Origin of the sequence: Streptomyces sp. NPDC014734, from assembly GCF_043083325.1 — a bacterium.
Taxonomy (GTDB): domain Bacteria; phylum Actinomycetota; class Actinomycetes; order Streptomycetales; family Streptomycetaceae; genus Streptomyces.
The window spans coordinates 53,499-73,798 of record NZ_JBIBYN010000002.1 but is presented as its reverse complement, the minus strand read 5'-3'; the positions used below and the strand labels follow the sequence as shown (position 1 = coordinate 73,798).

The 20,300-nt window shown below is 70.7% G+C and carries 14 protein-coding genes, 4 tRNA genes and 1 other RNA gene; 10 read left to right on the top strand and 9 right to left on the bottom strand.

Features of this window, described 5'->3' with window-relative positions:
- Positions 1–119: 119 nt before the first annotated feature.
- Positions 120–207 (bottom strand) — tRNA-Ser (locus ACF1CT_RS04260).
- Positions 208–338: 131 nt separating this feature from the next.
- On the opposite strand from ACF1CT_RS04260, the gene ffs reads away from it, so the two are divergent.
- From ffs to ACF1CT_RS04230, 6 genes are all read left to right on the top strand, one after another.
- Positions 339–435, top strand: an RNA gene (ffs, locus tag ACF1CT_RS04255) — signal recognition particle sRNA small type.
- A gap of 96 nt (positions 436–531) precedes the next feature.
- Positions 532–2,745 carry a DNA polymerase III subunit gamma and tau gene (locus ACF1CT_RS04250; protein WP_391782221.1) on the top strand — a complete coding sequence of 738 codons (2,214 nt, stop codon included), beginning with the start codon at positions 532–534 and terminating at the stop codon, positions 2,743–2,745.
- A gap of 363 nt (positions 2,746–3,108) precedes the next feature.
- Positions 3,109–4,359, top strand: coding sequence for a phosphoribosylamine--glycine ligase (gene purD, locus ACF1CT_RS04245; protein WP_391782220.1), 1,251 nt, complete (start codon positions 3,109–3,111; stop codon positions 4,357–4,359).
- 498 nt (positions 4,360–4,857) lie between these two features.
- Complete coding sequence (locus ACF1CT_RS04240; RefSeq protein ID WP_391782219.1) at positions 4,858–6,756, top strand: hypothetical protein; 1,899 nt, start codon at positions 4,858–4,860, stop codon at positions 6,754–6,756.
- Positions 6,757–7,518: 762 nt separating this feature from the next.
- The gene (locus ACF1CT_RS04235) at positions 7,519–8,979 is read left to right on the top strand and encodes a N,N-dimethylformamidase beta subunit family domain-containing protein (protein WP_391782218.1); all 1,461 of its coding nucleotides are present in this window, start codon (positions 7,519–7,521) and stop codon (positions 8,977–8,979) included.
- A gap of 76 nt (positions 8,980–9,055) precedes the next feature.
- Complete coding sequence (locus ACF1CT_RS04230; RefSeq protein ID WP_391782217.1) at positions 9,056–9,967, top strand: phosphoribosylaminoimidazolesuccinocarboxamide synthase; 912 nt, start codon at positions 9,056–9,058, stop codon at positions 9,965–9,967.
- Between the two features lie 68 nt (positions 9,968–10,035).
- On the opposite strand, the gene ACF1CT_RS04225 is transcribed toward ACF1CT_RS04230, so the two are convergent.
- From ACF1CT_RS04225 to ACF1CT_RS04190, 8 genes are all read right to left on the bottom strand, one after another.
- Positions 10,036–10,108, bottom strand: a tRNA-Gly gene (locus ACF1CT_RS04225).
- A 22-nt stretch (positions 10,109–10,130) separates the two neighbouring features.
- Positions 10,131–10,742 carry a response regulator gene (locus ACF1CT_RS04220; protein ID WP_391782216.1) on the bottom strand — a complete coding sequence of 204 codons (612 nt, stop codon included), beginning with the start codon at positions 10,740–10,742 and terminating at the stop codon, positions 10,131–10,133.
- Between the two features lie 2 nt (positions 10,743–10,744).
- Positions 10,745–12,430, bottom strand: a complete 1,686-nt coding sequence (locus ACF1CT_RS04215; RefSeq protein ID WP_391782215.1) for a sensor histidine kinase — start codon at positions 12,428–12,430, stop codon at positions 10,745–10,747.
- Positions 12,431–12,504: 74 nt separating this feature from the next.
- Positions 12,505–13,314 carry an ABC transporter permease gene (locus tag ACF1CT_RS04210; RefSeq protein WP_391782631.1) on the bottom strand — a complete coding sequence of 270 codons (810 nt, stop codon included), beginning with the start codon at positions 13,312–13,314 and terminating at the stop codon, positions 12,505–12,507.
- A gap of 71 nt (positions 13,315–13,385) precedes the next feature.
- Positions 13,386–14,354 carry an ABC transporter ATP-binding protein gene (locus ACF1CT_RS04205; RefSeq protein ID WP_391782214.1) on the bottom strand — a complete coding sequence of 323 codons (969 nt, stop codon included), beginning with the start codon at positions 14,352–14,354 and terminating at the stop codon, positions 13,386–13,388.
- 520 nt (positions 14,355–14,874) lie between these two features.
- Positions 14,875–14,947: transfer RNA gene (locus ACF1CT_RS04200), tRNA-Gly, on the bottom strand.
- A 96-nt stretch (positions 14,948–15,043) separates the two neighbouring features.
- Positions 15,044–15,115, bottom strand: a tRNA-Gly gene (locus tag ACF1CT_RS04195).
- A gap of 269 nt (positions 15,116–15,384) precedes the next feature.
- Entirely contained in the window at positions 15,385–15,720 is a 336-nt protein-coding gene (locus ACF1CT_RS04190; protein ID WP_391782213.1) for an Lsr2 family protein, read from the bottom strand.
- Positions 15,721–16,102: 382 nt separating this feature from the next.
- Here ACF1CT_RS04190 and purS point away from each other — a divergent pair, with 382 nt between their 5' ends.
- From purS to ACF1CT_RS04170, 4 genes are all read left to right on the top strand, one after another.
- The gene (gene purS, locus ACF1CT_RS04185; protein WP_311311191.1) at positions 16,103–16,363 is read left to right on the top strand and encodes a phosphoribosylformylglycinamidine synthase subunit PurS; all 261 of its coding nucleotides are present in this window, start codon (positions 16,103–16,105) and stop codon (positions 16,361–16,363) included.
- A 62-nt stretch (positions 16,364–16,425) separates the two neighbouring features.
- Entirely contained in the window at positions 16,426–17,094 is a 669-nt protein-coding gene (purQ, locus tag ACF1CT_RS04180; RefSeq protein WP_391782630.1) for a phosphoribosylformylglycinamidine synthase subunit PurQ, read from the top strand.
- A complete protein-coding gene (gene purL / locus ACF1CT_RS04175) occupies positions 17,091–19,340 on the top strand; it encodes a phosphoribosylformylglycinamidine synthase subunit PurL (protein ID WP_391782212.1) in 2,250 nt (749 codons plus the stop codon). The genes purQ and purL overlap by 4 nt, the downstream gene beginning before the upstream one ends.
- Positions 19,341–19,583: 243 nt before the next feature.
- Positions 19,584–20,222: a TetR/AcrR family transcriptional regulator gene (locus tag ACF1CT_RS04170; RefSeq protein WP_391782211.1), complete on the top strand. Its 639-nt coding sequence runs from the start codon at positions 19,584–19,586 to the stop codon at positions 20,220–20,222.
- Positions 20,223–20,300 lie beyond the last annotated feature (78 nt).

Below are 20,300 nucleotides of genomic sequence, written 5' to 3'. Positions count from 1 at the left end.
TGATGGGAGGGTCCACGATCCGGGCGCGAGGCCAACTGAGACCAAAACTGAGACCACCAACGTCGAAGGCCCCCGCAGCAAGCTGCGGGGGCCTTCGACGTATTGCCCGGTGAGAGCAATGGCGGAGGATACGAGATTCGAACTCGTGAGGGGTTGCCCCCAACACGCTTTCCAAGCGTGCGCCCTAGGCCACTAGGCGAATCCTCCGCCGCAAACAATACAAGACGTTGGGGAGTGCTCGCGAACCTGTTCCGTTCAAGATCCGCGGCGGGCTCGATCGGGGCGGATCGGGAGGGAGGGGAGTGGACCGGGAGGGGTGGGGATCGGCTAAGGTGGGCTTCAGCCCCTCACGTGGCGCTATCTGACTGAACTCCCCCAGGGCCGGAAGGCAGCAAGGGTAGGTTGGCTCTGGCGGGTGCGTGGGGGGCCCTTGTGTTTCCGGCGGGCGTTTCCCGGTGGGGCGCGGGCGAGGCGGGTGCGGGTTCGGTCGGGCGGGGCCGGTTGTCGGTGCGCCCGGATAACCTCGTATGTGTGTCGTCCCTTGCGCTGTACCGCCGCTACCGCCCCGAGTCGTTCGCCGAGGTCATTGGGCAGGAGCATGTCACTGACCCGCTGCAGCAGGCCCTGCGGAACAACCGGGTCAATCACGCGTACCTGTTCAGCGGACCGCGCGGCTGCGGCAAGACGACCAGCGCACGCATCCTGGCCCGCTGCCTGAACTGCGAGCAGGGGCCGACGCCCACGCCGTGCGGGGAGTGCCAGTCCTGCCGGGACCTCGCGCGCAACGGGCCGGGATCGATCGATGTGATCGAGATCGACGCCGCATCGCACGGTGGCGTGGACGACGCCCGTGATCTGCGGGAGAAGGCGTTCTTCGGGCCCGCGTCGAGTCGTTACAAGATCTACATCATCGACGAGGCGCACATGGTCACGTCGGCGGGGTTCAACGCCCTGCTGAAGGTGGTCGAGGAGCCGCCGGAGCACCTCAAGTTCATCTTCGCGACCACCGAGCCCGAGAAGGTCATCGGCACCATCCGGTCGCGCACCCACCACTACCCGTTCCGCCTGGTTCCGCCCGGCACCCTGCGCGACTATCTCGCGGAGGTCTGCGGCAAGGAGGGCATCCCCGTCGAGGACGGGGTGCTGCCGCTCGTCGTGCGGGCCGGTGCCGGGTCCGTGCGTGACTCGATGTCGGTGATGGACCAGCTGCTGGCGGGTGCTGCCGACGACGGTGTGACATACGCCATGGCGACCGCGCTGCTCGGTTACACGGACGGCTCGTTGCTCGACTCCGTCGTGGACGCCTTCGCGGCCGGTGACGGGGCGGCGGCGTTCGAGGTCGTGGACCGGGTGGTCGAGGGCGGCAACGACCCGCGCCGTTTCGTCGCCGATCTGCTGGAGCGGCTGCGTGACCTGGTGATTCTGGCCGCCGTGCCGGATGCCGGGGAGAAGGGACTGATCGACGCGCCCGCGGATGTCGTCGAGCGGATGCAGGCACAGGCGTCCGTCTTCGGCGCCGCCGAGCTGAGCCGCGCCGCCGACCTGGTCAACGAGGGGCTGACGGAGATGCGCGGGGCGACGGCGCCGCGCCTCCAGGCCGAGCTGATCTGTGCTCGGGTGCTGCTGCCCGCGGCCTTCGACGACGAACGTTCCCTCCAGGCCCGGCTGGACCGGCTGGAGCGCGGCGCGTCCTTCGCGACTGCCGGGCCGGGGCCCGCCATGGGGTACGTGCCGGGGCCGGAGGCCCTGGCGCACGCCCCCGCCCCGGTCGCACCGGCCGTACAGCCGGGGGGCGGGCCTGCTGCCGCGCGAGCCGCTGCGCGCGGAGAGGCGTCCGCGCCCGCCGAGGCGCCGCCCGCACCTCCCGCACCGCCCGTACCTCCCGCGCAGTCGACGGCGCCCGCTGCCCCGCAGCCGTCGGCCGCACCGCCCGGTGGGGCTCCCGCGGGTGGTCAGCGCCCCGGTGCCTGGCCCACCGCCGCGCCGGAATCCGGCCGCCGCCCCGGTGGCTGGCCGACCGCTTCCGCCCCCGGCCAGTCGCCCGCACCCCAGACCGCACCGGCCCGGACCGCCCCCGAGGCACCGGCGCCCGCCGTCGAGCCGGGCCCGGGAGCGGCACAGGGGGCGGGCATGACACAGGGCGCCGGCCAGGTGCGGAACATGTGGCCGGACATCCTGGAGGCGGTGAAGAACCGTCGCCGCTTCACCTGGATCCTGCTCAGCCAGAACGCCCAGGTCACGGGCTTCGACGGCACCACACTGCAACTCGGCTTCCTGAACGCGGGCGCGCGCGACAACTTCACGAGCAGCGGCAGCGAGGACGTGCTGAAGCAGGCTCTCGCCGAACGGTTCAACGCGCAGTGGAAGATCGAGGCGATCGTCGACCCCTCGGGCGGCGCGGGCGCGCCGCCGCAGAGCGGTGGCGGACGGTCCGCCGCCGTCCCGCCCGCGGCGCAGCGCCCGGCCGCCGCGCCCGCGCCGCAGCAGAGTTACGAGCCCCGGCCCGCCGCCCCGTCCCCATCGGCGCCGCAACCGAGCGCGGCACCCGTCGCGGCGTCGGCCCCGTCCTCCTACGCCGCGTCGCAGCCCCGCTCCGCCGCGCCCGAACCTCCGCGTTCGGTCGCGCCCGAGGACGACGTCCCCGAGGCGGACGATCCGGACCTCGTCGACTCGGCGCTCTCCGGGCACGACCTGATCGTCCGGGAGCTGGGTGCCACGGTGCTGGAGGAGTTCACCAACGAGTAGACGCGCGGGCGGCCGTCCGTCCGCGCCGCGGCCCCGGCCTGTCCACGGGCTGACGCGAACAGGCCGACGTGAACGTGCCGACGTGAACGTGCCGACGTGAACGTGCCGACGTGAACGTGCCGACGTGAACGGGTGGGTGTGCAGGGGTGGTGTTCGCGGGCCGGTGGAAAGAGGCGGTGTTCGCGGACCGGTGAGCACGAGTGGGTGTTCGCGGGTCGGCGTACGGGGGCGGTGTTCGCGGACCGTGGTGTTCGTGGGTCGGCCGTTCACGCGCGGGGGGTCCGGGTGCCGGCGTCCGTGGGCGGGTGTCCAGGGACTGGCGTACGTCAAGGCCGCCACGCCCCGGCGGCTAGGCTGCACCGTGTGAAGGTCCTCGTCATCGGCGGCGGCGCCCGCGAACACGCCCTGTGCCGCTCTCTCTCCCTCGACCCCGACGTCACCGCTCTGTACTGCGCTCCCGGCAACGCCGGCATCGCGGAGGTGGCGGAACTCCACCCGGTCGACATCCTCGACGGCGACGCCGTCGCGCGCCTCGCCACCGACCTGGGCGCCGAACTGGTGGTCGTCGGTCCGGAGGCGCCGCTCGTCGCCGGTGTCGCCGACGCCGTGCGCGCCGCGGGCCTCCCCTGCTTCGGCCCCTCCGGTGAGGCGGCACTGCTGGAGGGCTCCAAGGCGTTCGCCAAGGACGTGATGGCGGGCGCCGGCGTCCCGACCGCCCGCAGCTACGTCTGTACCACCCCTGCCGAGATCGATGAGGCCCTCGACGCCTTCGGTGCCCCGTACGTCGTCAAGGACGACGGTCTCGCGGCCGGAAAGGGTGTCGTCGTCACCGAGGACGTCGAGGCGGCCCGTGCCCATGCCCTGGCCTGCGACCGCGTGGTCATCGAGGAGTTCCTCGACGGCCCCGAGGTCAGCCTGTTCGCGATCACGGACGGCACCACCGTGCTGCCCCTGAGGCCCGCGCAGGACTTCAAGCGCGCCCTGGACGGCGACGAGGGCCCGAACACCGGCGGCATGGGCGCGTACTCCCCGCTTCCGTGGGCCGACCCCAAGCTGGTCGACGAGGTCATGGAGTCGGTGCTCCAGCCGACCGTCGATGAGCTCCGCCGTCGCGGCACTCCGTTCTCCGGCCTGCTGTACGCGGGTCTCGCGATCACCTCGCGCGGTGTCCGGGTGATCGAGTTCAACGCCCGTTTCGGTGATCCCGAGACCCAGGTGGTCCTGGCCCGTCTGAAGACCCCGCTCGCCGGGGTGCTGCTGGCTTCCGCCAACGGCACTCTCGACGAACTGCCGCCCCTCAAGTGGAGCGACGAGGCCGCTGTCACCGTGGTCATCGCCTCGCACAACTACCCGGGTACGCCGCGGACGGGAGACCCGATCGGAGGGCTCGACGACGTGGCGGCGCAGGATGCCCCGCATGCGTACGTCCTGCACGCCGGTACCCGGAAGGAGGGCGACAGGGTCGTCAGCGCGGGCGGTCGGGTGCTGTCCGTGACGGCAACCGGAAAGGACCTCGCGGTCGCCCGGGAGCGCGCCTACGCGGCGGCGGCCCGGATCCGGCTCGACGGCTCGCAGTTCCGTACGGACATTGCCCGGAAGGCCGCGGAGGTCTGATCCGGACGGATCCGTCGGCAGAGGTCGACGGGCCCGCCCGCAGGAGCAGAGCGGGAGACGGGGCCGGGGCGGTCATGGGCCGGTCATGGGTTGATTCATGACCGGGGACAGGTTCCGACCCGCTCCCGGCTTCGCCCCGTGCGCGTTCCCGGCTTCGCCCCGTGCCCGTTCCCGGCTTCGCCCCGTGCCCGTTCCCGGCTCCGATCCGTGCTCGTTCCCGGCTTCGCCCCTTGCTCGTTCCTGGCTTCGCCTCGTCACGGGACAGTCCTTGGCCGACGCGCCACTGCCTCCAGGAACGGCGGCGCGTCAGCACCTTTGCCCAAAGCCATTCCATCGAGTGGCGACTGAGCCATCCGGATGACGCTTGCCGACGTCCCAACTAGGGTGCGGCGCAAGCATTCCGGCACTTGGCCCACTGACATTGCGATGTCAGTGACGGGTGCCACAGTGGGGGAGTGAACAACACCGCCGCGGGGGCAGAGGGGGTGACGTCCGGCCGTGTCCGGTATCGGTACAAGTGAGGAGCCGGGTGCGCAGAGTGCGCGCGCCCAAGCCCTCGCTCTGCTGCGTATCCGCAACAGAGCGACCGCGGCTGCCATTCTGCCGACGGCGGTCGCCGTCGTGCTGCTCGTCGCGGGTGCGCAGGGCCATGCCGTCGGCAGCGGTTGGGACGTGGCGCGTTGGACCGTCACCGCCTGCGCGATCGTTGTGCTGCTGATCGCGGCCGCTGTCGCCGTCGCGATCGTGCGGACCAGGCCGGCGGTCAGCCCGACCGTTCCGCTCGCCGAGGAAGCCGCCCCCGACCTCTACCGGCTGGTGAGGGATCTTGCCGACCGGCTCGGGGTTCCCGCTCCTTCGGCGATAGCTCTCACCCCCGATTGCGACAGCTGGCTGGAGGACCGTACACACCCCTCGGCGCAGCCCGTCCCCGGTGCCGGGGACGGGCACGGGCGTGGTGCCGGTGGCGCCGACGGAACGGGGCGAGCGGGTCAGGGTGCGCCTCCCGGGGGGCGGGGAGGACGTCGAGCACAGGCTTCGCCCGTGCTGGTCATCGGTTCGCCCTTCCTGTGGTGGATGCGAGTGGCGGAGCTACGAGCGGTGCTCGCCCCGGTCGTCGCCGGCACCGGGCCCTCCGCGCACCCCGACATAGCTGCGGCGCGTCGCTTCGTCCGAGGACTCGACGGAGTGGTCGCCGACGCGGCCGCACCGCTGCCCGGGCCGCTGCCCGGGGTACGCGGGGCGCCGCGCGCCTTCGTCGGCTGGATCGCCCGGCTGCTGCTGCGCAGCTGCCGGAGCCACGCCGCGGAGATGGAACGAGGCGTCGCCGCCGCCGCGTCCGTCCGTGCACAGGGCGTGGACTACGGCCTCCGGATTGTCGCCCAGGAGCAGGTGGGCCTCGCATACGCCGGATGGGACCGGCTGCTCACGCGGGTCGCGCTGCCGGCCTGGCAGATGGGCCGCTGGCCCTCCGGACTGGACGCGGGCGTCGTGTCCGCCCTCACGGAACTCTCCCGGCGCGACCGGCTCGCCGACGGCTTCGCCTCACGGCTCGGCGAGCGTCCCGCCTGCGACCTCCTGGAGGAGCCGGGCGCGGCCGACGAGGCGACATCCCTGCTGGCTGCCCGGCTTTTCCACGGCGGTCCGGCGAAGCCCGGACCGGATTGGTCGCCGGTCGACTGGCAGCAGTACCCGGAAGAAGTGGTCGACCGGAAATGGCGCACCGAGGCGACTCGTCTGCACCGCGTTCTCGACTCGATGCGGACGGCACCCGCGCATTTCACTGACAGCATCAGCAGCTCTGCCGGTACTGCCAGAGACGGCAGTTCCGGCAGAGATGGCAGTACCGATGGCGTCGGCAGCACCGGCGATGCCGTCTCCTACGGTTCAGGTTCAGGTTCCGGCGGCATCGCGTTTCCCACCGACTCCGAGGTGCCCACGCTGGCCCGCGTCGTCGAGCATCTGGCGGGCCGGAGCGGGGGCGGCGAGGAGCTCGCGGCCGGGATCAGCGCCGAAGTGGCCCGGGAGGCGGCGGAACGGCGCAGCGCGCCGCACGGCGATGCGCCGGGCGCTCCGGGCGCCGTCAACGTGGGCGGAGACGTGCTTGGTTTCTGGGGACCCGTTCCCCTTCCGATCTTTCCTCTCCTGCCGCCCCGCACGGGAACCGAACTGCTCGCCGATCATGTGGCGGCGATGGTCTGTTGCGCCGCCGTCGACACGGCGGGTGCGACCCCCGGACTGGACTGGCTCGACGGCCCGGCTCTGCTGGTCGACGGCGAGCGCCGGGCCGATCTGGCAGTCCCCGTTCTCACCCTGATCGAGGACGGCGACGCGGGACCGCTGCGTTCCTGGCTGGCGTCGGTCGGCGTGCGTACGGACAAGCCAGTCCGACTCGTCTGATCCACCGGGCACATCTGTCCGACTCACTCGATCCTCTCGGCACCACTGTCCGATCCGTCCGACCTCTCGGCACCACCCTCGGACCCGTCGGACCCGTCGGACCCGTCGGACCCGTCAGACCTGTCGGACCTGTCGGACCCGTAGGACCCGTCGAACCCCTTGGACCCGTCGGACCCGTCGGACCTGTCCGACTCATCAGACCCGTCCGGCCCGCTCGGAGCAGAGGCATCCGCGCACGAGCCGACGTCGCGCCGGGGGTCGAGACGCGGTGCGCGGGGCCGACGCGCAGAGGCCGACGCACGAGGGGCCGACGCACGAGGGGCCGACGCGCGGACGAAGGGGGCGACGCGGTCGCCGAAGGAGGGGCGGCGTGGTCGTCGAGGAAGGGTGACACGGCTGCCGAGGGAAGGGTGACACGGCTGCCGAGGGAGGGGCGGCGCGGTCGCCGAGGGAGGAGCGACGCGGTTGTCGAGGGCGGGCGGCGCGGTCGTCGACGGAGGCAACACGGCCGTGCCCCTCGACACCCCAATGTCCGGAAGGGTACGTTCCGTTCACGTCAATTCGCGACGAACGGTGACGGAGTGCATGCGTTATGTGATGTGCTGTGGATCGACGCTGACAGTCGGCGCGTCGCTGTCGGTGCACCGATGGCGCACGGCCGCAAGCGGCCGACGCCGATGATCACCCCGGCGAACGGCATCGGCGATCACCGGTCGACGACTGCATCACTGCTGTCGCGGGGGACCGAGGGAGGGGAGCGGTATGGGGGCGGAGCAGATTCGTCGATGGGAGTCGGGTGCCCTGGCGCATGCCGTCTCCGATCCCTTCGGCCAGGGGCCTCTGCCCTGGCTGCGTGGCAGTGAGAACTACTTCGACGACACCGGACATGTCGTTCCCTGGTACGCGGATCCCACCCTCGCCCGCTCCTCCGACGGCGGAACCCGCACGGCCGACGACGTGCACCGCCAGATCAAGGGCTTCATCTCGACGGGCGCCGCCGCCCCCGGCGAGGCGATCGACTTCCACATCACCGTGGATCCGCCCCAGCAGTTCTCCGTGGACATCTACCGCATCGGCCACTACGGGGGCGACGGGGCTGCCAAGATCACCACGAGCCCGCGGCTCTCCGGCATCGTCCAGCCCGCCCCGCTCACCGCCGACCGCACGGTCTCCTGCCATCACTGGTGGCAGTCGTGGCGGCTGCAGATCCCGACGTACTGGTCCATCGGCGCCTACGTCGCCGTGCTCACCACGGCCGACGGGCACCGCTCACACGTCCCGTTCACGGTTCGTGACGACCACCCGGCCGATCTGCTGCTGGTCCTGCCCGACATCACCTGGCAGGCGTACAACCTCTACCCGGAGGACGGTCACACCGGCGCCAGCCTGTACCACGCCTGGGACGAGCAGGGCCGTCTCCTGGGGGAGCAGGACGCCGCCGTCACGGTGTCCTTCGACCGCCCGTACGCGGGTGCGGGCCTGCCGCTCCACGTCGGTCACGCCTACGACTTCATCCGCTGGGCCGAACGGTACGGCTACGACGTCGCGTACGCCGACACCCGCGACCTGCACGCGGGCCGGGTCGACCCGAGCCGCTACCGGGGCCTGGTCTTCCCCGGCCACGACGAGTACTGGTCGGTTCCCATGCGCAACGCCGTGGAGAGCGCCCGCGACGGCGGCACCTCGCTCGTCTTCCTCTCCGCCAACACCATGTACTGGCAGGTAAGCCTCGCTCCGTCGCCGTCCGGCGTTCCGGACCGGCTGCTCACCTGCCGCAAGCGTCGAAGCCCGGGGCGCCCCGCGCTCTGGCGCGAGATCGACCGGGCCGAGCAGCAGTTGCTCGGCATCCAGTACGCGGGCCGGGTCCCGGACCCGCACCCCCTGGTCGTACGGAACGCCGAGCACTGGCTGTGGGAGGCGACGGGCGCCCGTGAGGGGGACGAGATCGACGGACTGGTCGCGGGCGAGGCCGACCGCTACTTCCCGCGCATCGCGCTCCCCGACCACGAGAGCCGCATCCTGCTCGCCCACTCCCCGTACCAGGACAGCGAGGGCGCCCCCCGCCACCAGGAGACCTCCCTGTACCGGGCGCCGTCCGGCGCCCTCGTCTTCGCCTCCGGTACCTTCGCCTGGTCCCCGGCCCTGGACCGCCCCGGCCATGTGGATCCCCGTATTCAGCGCGCCACGGCCAACCTCCTGGACCGCATCTGCAAACGGGACTGAAGCCCCCGCTCCCACCCCACCGCCCCCGATACGGGAGAATCGGAACGACTCCTGGATCAACCTACGCGGAGGCAGCGTGTCCGGATTTGTAGAAAAGCCCGAACCAGTGCAGGTCCCGGGGCTCACCCACCTCCACACCGGCAAGGTGCGCGACCTGTACCGGAACGAGGCGGGCGACCTCGTCATGGTCGCCAGCGACCGGATGTCCGCGTACGACTGGGTCCTGCCGACCGAGATCCCGGACAAGGGCCGCGTGCTCACCAGGCTGTCGCTGTGGTGGTTCGACCAGCTCGCCGACCTCGTGCCGAACCACGTCCTGTCCACGGAACTCCCCGCCGGAGCCCCCGCCGACTGGGCGGGCCGCACCCTGATCTGCAGATCGCTGCGGATGGTCCCGGTCGAATGCGTCGCCCGCGGCTACCTCACCGGCTCCGGTCTCGTCGAGTACGAGGCCTCCCGCACGGTCTGCGGTCTCCCGCTCCCCGAGGGCCTCGTCGACGGCTCCGAACTCCCGGAGCCGATCTTCACCCCCGCCACCAAGGCGGCGGTCGGCGACCACGACGAGAACGTCAGCTACGAGGAGGCGGCCCGACAGGTCGGCGCGGAGACCGCCGAGCGGCTGCGCCGCGTCACGCTCGACGTGTACGGCAGGGCCCGCGACATCGCACGCGAGCGTGGGATCATCCTGGCCGACACGAAGTTCGAGTTCGGTTTCGCTCCCACGGCCGACGGCGGTGAGGAACTGATCCTCGCGGACGAGGTGCTGACCCCGGACTCCTCGCGCTTCTGGCCCGCGGCCACCTGGGAGCCGGGCAGGGCCCAGCCCTCGTACGACAAGCAGTTCGTGCGCGACTGGCTGACCTCGCCGGCCTCCGGCTGGGACCGCAGGAGCGAGCAGCCGCCCCCGGCCCTGCCGCAGGAGATCGTGGACGTGACCCGGGCGAAGTACCTGGAGGCGTACGAACTCCTCACCGGCACCCGCTGGTAGCAGTCGGCCCGGGAGACCGGAAACACGAAGAAGCCCCGGCCGAAAGGCCGGGGCTTCTTGCTGAACCGAGCGGACGACCAGGTTCGAACTGGCGACCTCAACCTTGGCAAGGTTGCGCTCTACCAACTGAGCTACGTCCGCAAGCGCCGAAGCGCAGGCACCACTATACCCATCCCCGCTCGCGTGCGAGACGCGCCGCGGCATGACGGTTCTCCGCACCGAGCTTCGAGACGGCCGCCGAGAGGTAGTTGCGTACCGTTCCCTGCGACAGCGACGCCCGCTCCGCGATCTCCGCGACCGGCGCCCCGTCGGCCGCCAGCTCCAGCACTTCGGCCTCGCGCGCGGTGAGCGGCGAGTCCCCCGCAGAGATCGCGTCGGCCGCCAACTCCGGGTCCACGTAACGGTTTCCGGCGTGAACGGTGCGAATGATCCCGGCAAGCTGACGCGCGCTGACGGTCTTCGGCACGAAGGCCCGGACGCCGGCCGCGAGTGCGCGTTTCAGGTGTCCCGGGCGACCGTGACTCGTCACGATCATCGTGCGGCAGCCGGGCAGTTCGGCCCGCAGGGATGTGGCGACTCTCACACCGTCGGCGCCCGGCATCTCCAGGTCGAGGACCGCCACATCGGGGCGATGGGCCCGCGCCATGGCCAGTGCCTCCGGGCCGGTCGCCGCCTCCGCGACGACCACGAGATCGTCCTCCAGCGCGAGCAGCGCGGCCAGTGCGCCACGGATCAGATGCTCGTCGTCGGCGAGGAGTACCCGTACAGCTGCCATGGTCACTTCTCCTGAAGAGGCGTACATGATGTCGCGTCCGACGCCGCTGGGGCATCGGTGCCGGGCGGCGGCGTACGCGAGGGTGGGCGGGGCCGTGACGCGCGCCCCGGGCCGACATCGTCGGAGGCCTCCCGGGACCCCTGGGCAATCTGGGACCCCCAAGCCTCCCGGGACCCCTGGGCAACCTGGGACCTCCGAGCCTCCCGGGAACCCCGAGTCCCCCAGGTCCCCCAGGTCCCCCAGGTCCCCCAGGTCCCCCGGGGCTCCGGGCCGGACGGCGTACCCACATCGACGCCCACATCGACGCCTGTGCCGGTACCTGTGCCGGTACCTGCGCCGACGCCCGTGTCGATACCCGCGTCGACACCCGTGTCGATACCCGCGTCGGTGTTCCTGTCGATGTCCGTATCTGTGCCCGCGACGGTTCCGGTCGGCAGGGGGATCGTCGCCGTGAGCCGGAACAGTCCCTTCTCCGCCGGGCCCGCGTCCAGCGAGCCGTCGAGCGCGCGAAGCCGCTCCCGCAACCCGGTCAACCCGGAGCCCCCCGACCCGTCGACGGAGCGGGGCCCGTCGGTGGGAGGCGGCGCCCCGTCGTTCTCCACATCCAGCACCGCGACGTCCGCGGATGCGCGCAGCCGGATCGTGCAGTACCGGGGGTCGCCGTGCCGCAGCACATTGGTCGCCGCCTCCCGCACCACCCAGCCCAGCGCCGACTGCACGGAGACGGGCAGCTCGCCGCCTCCGTCGCCGACCACCTCGCACCTGATCCCGGCTGCTTCCAACACCCCTCGGGCGCCCGCGAGTTCCGTACTCAGGTCGGCTTTCCGGTACCCCCGTACGACATCGCGCACCTCCTGCTGGGAGGCCCGCGCGATCCGTTGCACCTCGACCATCTGGTCCATCGCCGCCGGTTTGCCGCGCTGGGCCAGTTCCACCGCCAGCTCGCTCTTCAGCGCGATCACGGCGAGGTTGCGGCCCAGCACGTCGTGCATGTCCCGCCCGAACCTCAGCCGCTCCTCGGCCACGGCCAGCCGCGCCTCCACATCGCGTGCCTCGTGCAGTTTCCACATCACGCCCAGCGACCAGGCGGACGTCCGGGTGGTGCCCGACATCAGCGCGCCCACGAACGCCGTGGAGAGGGCCAGACCGATGGTCAGCCCCGGGCCACCGCCGAGCAGCCACACGGCCGTGCCCGTACCGACGGCGACGGCGGCCTGCTGGAGCACCGACACCCACCTGGGCACGACGAGCACGAGCGCACAGGTGAAGGGCACCACGCAGGCGCTGAACACGTACGAGGGCTCGGGGAACTCGTGCATGCCGGTGTACCGGGCGAGAGCCAGCACCGCTGTCAGGTTCGCCACCAGCAGCACCCCGCCGACGGCGATGAGGTGCCAGTCCACGGCGCCCCGGCCCAGGTAGTACACCAGCCCCCTGGCGGTCAGCATCGTTCCGCAGATCCCGTGCGCGACGGCCAGCAGGACCGCCGAGGCGATCAGTGCGGCGGGTGCCGCCTCGCGCACGGGCCGGGTCACGGACATCAGGATCTGGATCACCATGGCGAACCACACCAGTGCGTACAAGGTGCCGCGCGTGTACAGATTGACCTTGTCGAACCCGCTGCGTCCGCGCCAGCCCGTCCTGCGCCGCCGCATGCGCGCCCGCGCGGTACGTCCTCGTTCAGCCACGACATCTCCTCGGCACGAGGGCCGTGTCCCCGCCCGTGACCCCGGTGCTGCTCGTGCCCATGCCCACGCCCTCCTCAGCGTCGGGGCTCCCAGCGGAACCACCGCTGCACAGCAAACACGGCGAGAACGGTCCAGGCCAGTGCGTTGAGACCGGCCCCGAGCATGTCGTACCCGTCCGCGCTGCCGAGCCACCCGGCCCGTACGAGGGTCATCACACCGGTCACCGGAAGCAGTTCGCACACCGACGCCACCCGGTCCGGCAGGATCTCCAGCGGCACGAAGAGGCCCGAGCCCATCATCGAGACGAGGAACAGGGGCATCGTGGTGATCTGCGCGGTCTGCACGGTCCGGGTCACCACGGAGGTGACGGCGGCCAGCGCGGACAGCAACACCACTCCCAGCACCAGTCCGATGACCAGCAGTTCCGGGCGCTGCGGCACGCCGAGACCGAAGAACACCGCACCGGCCAGGACCACCAGAACGGTCTGCGCCAGTGCCAGCGCGGCCGACGGCAGAGCCGTTCCGGCGAGGATCTCCCGGTCGGTGACCTCGCCGGTGCGCAGCCGTTTCAGGACCAGCTCCTCGCGCCGTGCCACATACGCGGCGACCAGGTTCATGTACACGACCTGCATCAGGACCATGCCGATGCCCCCGGTGAGCGCCGCCCCCGCCACGGTCAGCCCGGTTCCGCCCAGGTCGATCCGGTCCAGCGACGTCTTCATCGCCACGACCATCGCCAGCGGCACCAGAAGCGCCACGAAGACAGCGGTCCGGTTCCTGGCGAGAAGGGTGAGCTCGGCGCGGCCGAGGGCCCGCAGTCGTCCTGCGACCGTCGTGCCCCTTTTCGGTTCCGCGCCTGCCGGACCGGCCGTCGGACTGGTCATGGCCGTCGGGCCGGTCATGGATGCGCCGGTCGTGCGGGGCGTGCCGGTCGCGCGGGGCGTGGTGGTGTCGGTCATGCGACGTCCGCCTTTCGGGTGTCCGGTTCCGACGCGTTCTGCGCGATGTCGAGGAATGCCTCTTCCAGCGAGGCGGACCGGGCGTCGAGTCCGTGCAGCTCCACGTTCGATTCCCCTGCCCAGACCAGCAGTTCGGTCAGCGAATCCTGGAGCCGGTGGGTGCGGATCTCGACCCTGCCCTCCTCGGCCGCGGCCCGCAGCCGCAGCGGGAGCCGGGCCGCCGGGACACCCTCGGGGAGTTCGAAGCGGATACGGGCGGGGCGGGCCGCCGTCACCTCTGCGGGGGTGCCGGCCGTCACGATCCGCCCACGGTGCATGATCGCCAGCCGATCGGCGAGCGCTTCGGCCTCCTCCAGGTAGTGCGTGGTGAGCAGGACGGTGGTGCCGGCGTCCCGAAGCTCACGCACCAACTCCCAGGTGTCGCGCCGGCCCTCGGCGTCGAGCCCGGTGGTCGGCTCGTCCAGGAACAGCACCTCGGGCCGGCCGAGCAGAGCCAGTGCGAGATCGAGGCGGCGTCGTTCCCCGCCGGAGAGCTGTTTGACCCGCACGCGTGCTCGGTGGGAGAGCCCGACGAGCTCCAGGGCCTCGCCGGTCGGCCGCGCCCCGCTGGTGCAGCCCGCCCACATCCGAAGGGTCTCGGAGACCGTGAGTTCGGGCGGGAAGCCGCCCTCCTGGAGCATCACCCCGATCCGCGGCCGGACGGCGGCACGCATGCGGTACGGGTCATGGCCGAGCACCCGTACGGTGCCGCCGTCGGGCGGGGCCAGTCCCTCCAGGAGCTCGACGGTGGACGTCTTTCCGGCGCCGTTCGTGCCGAGCAGGGCGAAGAGCTCACCGCGCGCGACCGAGAACGAGACGCCGGTGACGGCCTCGAACCCGCCCGCATAGCGTCGCCTCACCCCGTTCGCCTCGATGACGGAATCGTGCGCGAGATCGTGGGAGGCCGCGGCCGCAGAGCCGGTCATGACCGCAGAAGCGGTCGCAGTCGCAGAAGCAGTCGCAGTCGCGGTCGCAGTCGCGGAATCGGTCGTGGTCGTGGGGGCGTGGTCGAGGTCGGGGGAGGAGCCGTAGGCCGGATCCGGCGCCGAACCGGTTGTGATGTCCGCCACGGCGCCGCCCGTGCGGTCGCCGGGATTGTCGTCGCTGCTCATGCCTACAGATTTCCGTCGGTCCGCCGCCGCAGGCAGTGCGAGCTGTCACCACTGCTCATGACAAACGTCATGGTGCGAGTCGGCTCAAGGGGACGGTTCGGCCGAAGGAACAGTCGGCCGAGAGGAGAAAGAGCCGAGGGGAAAGAGCCGAGGGGAAAGAGCCGAGGGGAAAGAGCCGAGGGGGAAGAGCAGGAGAGGAAGAGCAGGAGAGGAAGAGAACAGTGAGAAGGCGGAGCAGGGGAGGAAGGGGACGATCAAGAAGGGGGAGAGCAGAGACGCGTGTATACGACGAAGGCCCCGACCGATATCGATCAGGGCCTTCATTCTCATCAAGAGCGGACGACGAGATTCGAACTCGCGACCCTCACCTTGGCAAGGTGATGCTCTACCAACTGAGCCACGTCCGCATTGCTGCCGTCGATTGTACTCCCAGGAGGAGTTCTTTCGAGCGGTGCGAGCACCACTCTACCCGAACGTCGTAATGATCGGTAAGAGCGATGCAGAGCGGGTGACAGGAATTGCACACTGCGCCTTCCCCCTGGAAGGGGGATGTTCTACTACTGAACTACACCCGCACGCTGCTTGGGGTTTGGCTTTGCGGCCTTGCCCTTCGGCGTGCTCCAGACTTTAGCCGACCTGCAGGGGTGCAGCGCAAGTCGGTGGCCTCCGGGTGTCGTCCGGGGGTCCGGGAAGCCGCCGTCGGGTCCTCGTCCGCACCTCGTCCGCACACCGTCCGTACCCCGTTCAGGCCCCCCGGAGGTTCGTCCGGAGGTTTGCCCCGGCGGGTCCCGGCGGGTCCCGGCGGGTCCCGGCCCGGCGCCGTCGGGACTGCTCGGCGGACCGCTCAACGGGCGGCGCGGAACGCCTCGTAGACCTTCTTCGGGATCCGGCCGCGGGCCGGCACCTCCATTCGGTGCGACCGGGCCCAGGCGCGTACTGCCGCCGGGTCGGGTTCGAGCGAGGTGTGCCGGTACGACGTGGGAGTCCTGCCGCGCTTGCTGTGATTTGTCTGCTTACGGCCCGCCGACATGTACGGCGCCAGGGCCTTGCGCAGTTTCTTTGCATTGGATGCATTGAGGTCGATCTCGTACGACTTCCCGTCCAGGGCGAAGGCGACCGTTTCCGTCGCCGCTCCTCCGTCGATGTCGTCGGAGAGCGTGACCACTACGCGCTGAGCCACGGATATCGATCCTTTCCTACGGCATCGGCACGTCTGACATGCTCCGATGTCGGCCTTCCGGCTGTGGGCGCGGATGCGAGTCGACCGGGTGTCGACGGTTTAGGGGCAATGCTGCATTCCCTGGTAATCATTTGTACAGCGGTTGACGCCGTATTGTGAAGTCCGGTCAATTGTCTCCGCGTGTCAGCCTTCTATGTGTGTCTGCGGTGATGAATTTTTTCGTAGATTTTTCCCGGCCGCGTACCGAGTCCGATATCTCGCCGTGATCCGGACGGTTGATATCTACCCGCGTAGAATTTCCGGCCAGGTAGGCTGAGTGAAGCTGCGGAGGTCAGGGGAGCCCTCCGGAGAACCAGTCGCACCACACCACACGGGAGTGCCAGTGGCACGCGTCGTAGTCGACGTCATGCTCAAGCCCGAGATCCTCGACCCGCAGGGACAGGCGGTGCAGCGCGCACTGCCCCGTCTCGGCTTCGAGGGAATCGCGGACGTACGTCAGGGAAAGCGTTTCGAGCTGGAGGTCGAGGGACCGGTTGACGACGCCGCCCTCGCCCGCATTCACGAGATGGCCGAGACTTTCCTCGCCAACACCGTCATCGAGGACTTCACGGTGAAGGTGGAGAAGGCCGAGGAGTCGAAGTGACTTCCCGCCCGTCTCCCGCCACCACCCGTGAGGGAGGCCCTTCGGGCCGTGGCAACACCCGGATCGGGGTCGTCACCTTTCCCGGCACGCTCGACGACCAGGACAGCCTGAGGGCCGTACGGGTCGCCGGCGCCGAGCCCGTGCCGCTGTGGCACCGCGACAAGGACCTACACCAGGTCGACGCGGTCATTCTGGCGGGGGGCTTCTCCTACGGCGACTATCTGCGGGCCGGAGCCATCTCCCGCTTCTCGCCGGTCATGGAGACGATCATCGACCAGGCCCGTGCGGGGATGCCGGTCCTCGGCATCTGCAACGGCTTCCAGATCCTGACCGAGGCGCACCTGTTGCCCGGCGCGATGCTGCGCAACAACCACCTGCACTTCATCTGCCGCGACCAGAAGCTCCGGGTCGAGAACGCGGAGACCGCCTGGACCTCGGACTACTCCGCGGGCCAGGAGATCTCCGTACCGCTCAAGAACATGGACGGGCGGTACGTCGCCGACGAGCGCGTGCTCGACGAGCTGGAGGCGGAGGGCCGGGTCGCCTTCCGCTACCTGGACATGAACCCGAACGGCTCGCTGCGCGACATCGCCGGCATCACCAACGCCGCGGGCAACGTCGTCGGCCTGATGCCGCACCCGGAGCACGCCGTCGAGCCGCTGATCGGAACCGGCCGCACCGACGGTCTCGGTTTCTTCACCTCGATCATCAAGAAGCTGGTCAACGCATGAGCCTGGATACGGTCAAGCACGCGGCCGGGACCCCGGACGTCGAGCAGCCCTGGAAGGAGCTCGGCCTCAAGGAGGACGAGTACGCCCGGATCCGCGAGATCCTGGGCCGCCGTCCCACCGGTGCCGAGCTCGCCATGTACTCCGTGATGTGGTCCGAGCACTGCTCCTACAAGAGCAGCAAGGTCCACCTCAAGCAGTTCGGCGAGAAGGTCCCCGCCAACGACGCGATGCTCGTCGGCATCGGCGAGAACGCCGGCGTGGTCGACGTCGGCCAGGGATACGCGGTCACCTTCAAGGTCGAGTCGCACAACCATCCCTCGTACATCGAGCCCTACCAGGGCGCGGCCACCGGCGTCGGCGGCATCGTCCGCGACATCCTCGCCATGGGTGCCCGTCCGGTCGCCGTCGTCGACCCGCTGCGGTTCGGCGCTGCCGACCACCCCGACACGAAGCGCGTCCTGCCGGGCGTCGTCGCGGGCATCGGCGGCTACGGCAACTGCCTGGGCCTGCCGAACATCGGCGGCGAGGTCGTCTTCGACGCCTGCTACCAGGGCAACCCGCTGGTCAACGCCGGCTGCATCGGTGTGATGAAGCACGAGGACATCCACCTCGCCAAGGCGTCCGGCCCCGGCAACAAGGTGATCCTCTACGGTGCCCGCACCGGCGGTGACGGCATCGGCGGCGTCTCCGTGCTCGCCTCGGAGACCTTCGAGTCGACGGGCCCGGCCAAGCGCCCCGCGGTCCAGGTCGGCGACCCGTTCCAGGAGAAGCTCCTCATCGAGTGCACCCTGGAGATCTTCCGGGAGAAGCTCGTCGCGGGCATCCAGGACCTCGGCGGCGCCGGGCTCTCCTGCGCCACGTCCGAGCTTGCCTCCGCCGGTTCCGGCGGCATGCGCGTCGAACTGGACACCGTGCCGCTGCGCGACTCCTCCCTCTCGCCCGAGGAAATCCTCATGAGCGAGTCGCAGGAGCGCATGTGCGCGATCGTCGAGCCGCAGCACGTCGATCGTTTCCTGGAGATCTGCGAGAAGTGGGACGTCATCGCCACCGTCATCGGTGAGGTGACCGAGGGCTCGCAGCTGGAGATCTTCTGGCACGGCGAGCAGATCGTGGACGTGCCGCCGCGGTCCGTCGCCCACGAGGGCCCGACGTACCACCGTCCGTTCGCCCGTCCGTCCTGGCAGGACGCGCTCCAGGCGGACGACGCCGGGAAGCTGGCCCGCCCGGCGAACGGTGCCGAGCTGCGCGAGCAGGTCCTCAAGCTGGTCTCCTCCCCGAACCAGGCGTCGAAGTCCTGGATCACGGACCAGTACGACCGGTTCGTGCAGGGCAACACCGTTCTCGCGATGCCCGAGGACGCCGGCATGGTCCGGATCGACGAGGAGTCGAACCTGGGCGTGGCCATGGCGACGGACGGCAACGGCCGGTACGCCAAGCTCGACCCGTACACCGGCGCGCAGCTCGCGCTGGCGGAGGCGTACCGCAACGTCGCCGCCACCGGCGCCAAGCCGCTCGCGATCTCGGACTGCCTGAACTTCGGTTCGCCCGAGGACCCGGACGTCATGTGGCAGTTCGCCGAGGCGACCCGTGGCCTCGCGGACGGCTGCCTGGAGCTGGGCACCCCGGTCACCGGCGGCAACGTGTCGCTGTACAACCAGACCGGCGAGACGGCGATCCACCCGACTCCGGTCGTGGCGGTGCTCGGTGTGATCGACGACGTCACCCGGCGTACGCCGGTCGCCTTCGGGCAGGAGGGGCAGCTCCTCTACCTGCTGGGCGAGACGCGCGAGGAGTTCGGCGGCTCGGCCTGGTCCGAGGTCGTCCACGGCCACCTCGGCGGCATGCCGCCCAAGGTCGACCTGGGGCGCGAGAAGCTGCTCGGCGAGATCCTGATCTCGGCCTCCCGCGACGGCATGATCGACGCCGCGCACGACCTCTCCGACGGCGGTCTGATCCAGGCGGTCACCGAGTCCTGCCTGCGCGGCGGGAAGGGTGCCCGGCTTGTCGTGCCGGACGGTCTCGACGTGTTCACCTTCCTCTTCTCCGAGTCGGCGGGGCGCGCGGTCGTCTCCGTGCCGCGCAGCGAGGAGCTCCGCTTCAACGACATGTGCGGGGCGCGGGGTCTGCCCGTCGCCAGGATCGGTGTCGTGGACGGCGAGGAGATCGAGGTCCAGGGCGAGTTCGGCATTCCGCTGAGCGAGCTGCGCGCCGCGCACGAGGAGACCATCCCGGGTCTGCTCGGCTGAGGTGCCGGTGCCCTGATGGGCGCGTACTGGTTCCGCGTGGTGCGGTCCCGTCCGGTCTACCGGGCGGGACCGCACGCGTCTCACCACCGTGCGTGTACATGCGCGCCGGTGCCGCCGTCCGCCTCACGTGCGGCCCGTGCTGTCGGCGTACGTGCGGGAGCGGGCGGCGATGCCGCCCTGCCCATAAATGTACTGGGTAAAGATTATATCCGGTATTAATGTTCATCCTGGTACAGTGCCGCCATGACCGAGGGGATGAGCCTGCGCGAACGGAAGAAGGCACAGACGCGAAGGCGCCTGCTGGCCGCGGCCACCGAGCTCTTTTCCGAGCGCGGTTTCGACAAGGTCTCGGTCGCCGAGATCGCCGAGGCGGCCGAGGTCTCGAAGATGACCGTCTTCAACTACTTCGCGAGCAAGGAGGACCTGGTCCTCGCCCCCATGGAGGAGCACATCGGCGATGTCGCCCGGGTGGTGCGGGAGCGGGCTCCCGGCGAGTCCGTGTCCGCCGCGGTGCGCCGCCAGTTCCTGTCCGCCGTCGAGGCGCGCGACCCCTCCGTGGGGCTGAGCGACGCGCCCGTGGTGCTGGCGTTGCGCAGGCTGATCCAGGAGACCCCGTCGCTGCTTCTCCGGGCCCAGGCGCTCGCGCTGCGCTCCTTCGACCTGCTCGCCGAGGTCCTGGTCGAGGAGGGGGAGGAACCGCCGGTCGCCCGGATCGCGGCCGCCCAGCTGATCGCCACCCGGAACACCCTGATCGCGTCGAACCAGGGCCGGCTGCTGGCGGGCGAGCCGGCGGACGAGGTGGCGCCGGCCGCCGCCGCGCTCGCCGAGCGCGGTTTCGGCCTGCTCGACCAGGGGCTCGGAGACTTCGCCATCCGGCCCTGAGCCGGGAGCGCCCGCCGTCTGGTCCGGCACCACCACGCCCCGTTCGTTGCGCCCACTACCCACTCCCCACTCCCCCCG

What these genes read in the sequence shown, in the direction of transcription:
- ACF1CT_RS04235 (WP_391782218.1), top strand. Translation starts at nt 7,519, where the DNA reads ATGGGGGCGGAGCAGATTCGTCGATGGGAGTCGGGTGCCCTGGCGCAT.
- purL (WP_391782212.1), top strand. Translation starts at nt 17,091, where the DNA reads ATGAGCCTGGATACGGTCAAGCACGCGGCCGGGACCCCGGACGTCGAG.
- ACF1CT_RS04210 (WP_391782631.1), bottom strand. Translation starts at nt 13,314, where the DNA reads ATGACCAGTCCGACGGCCGGTCCGGCAGGCGCGGAACCGAAAAGGGGC.
- ACF1CT_RS04220 (WP_391782216.1), bottom strand. Translation starts at nt 10,742, where the DNA reads ATGGCAGCTGTACGGGTACTCCTCGCCGACGACGAGCATCTGATCCGT.
- ACF1CT_RS04170 (WP_391782211.1), top strand. Translation starts at nt 19,584, where the DNA reads ATGACCGAGGGGATGAGCCTGCGCGAACGGAAGAAGGCACAGACGCGA.
- ACF1CT_RS04205 (WP_391782214.1), bottom strand. Translation starts at nt 14,354, where the DNA reads ATGACCGGCTCTGCGGCCGCGGCCTCCCACGATCTCGCGCACGATTCC.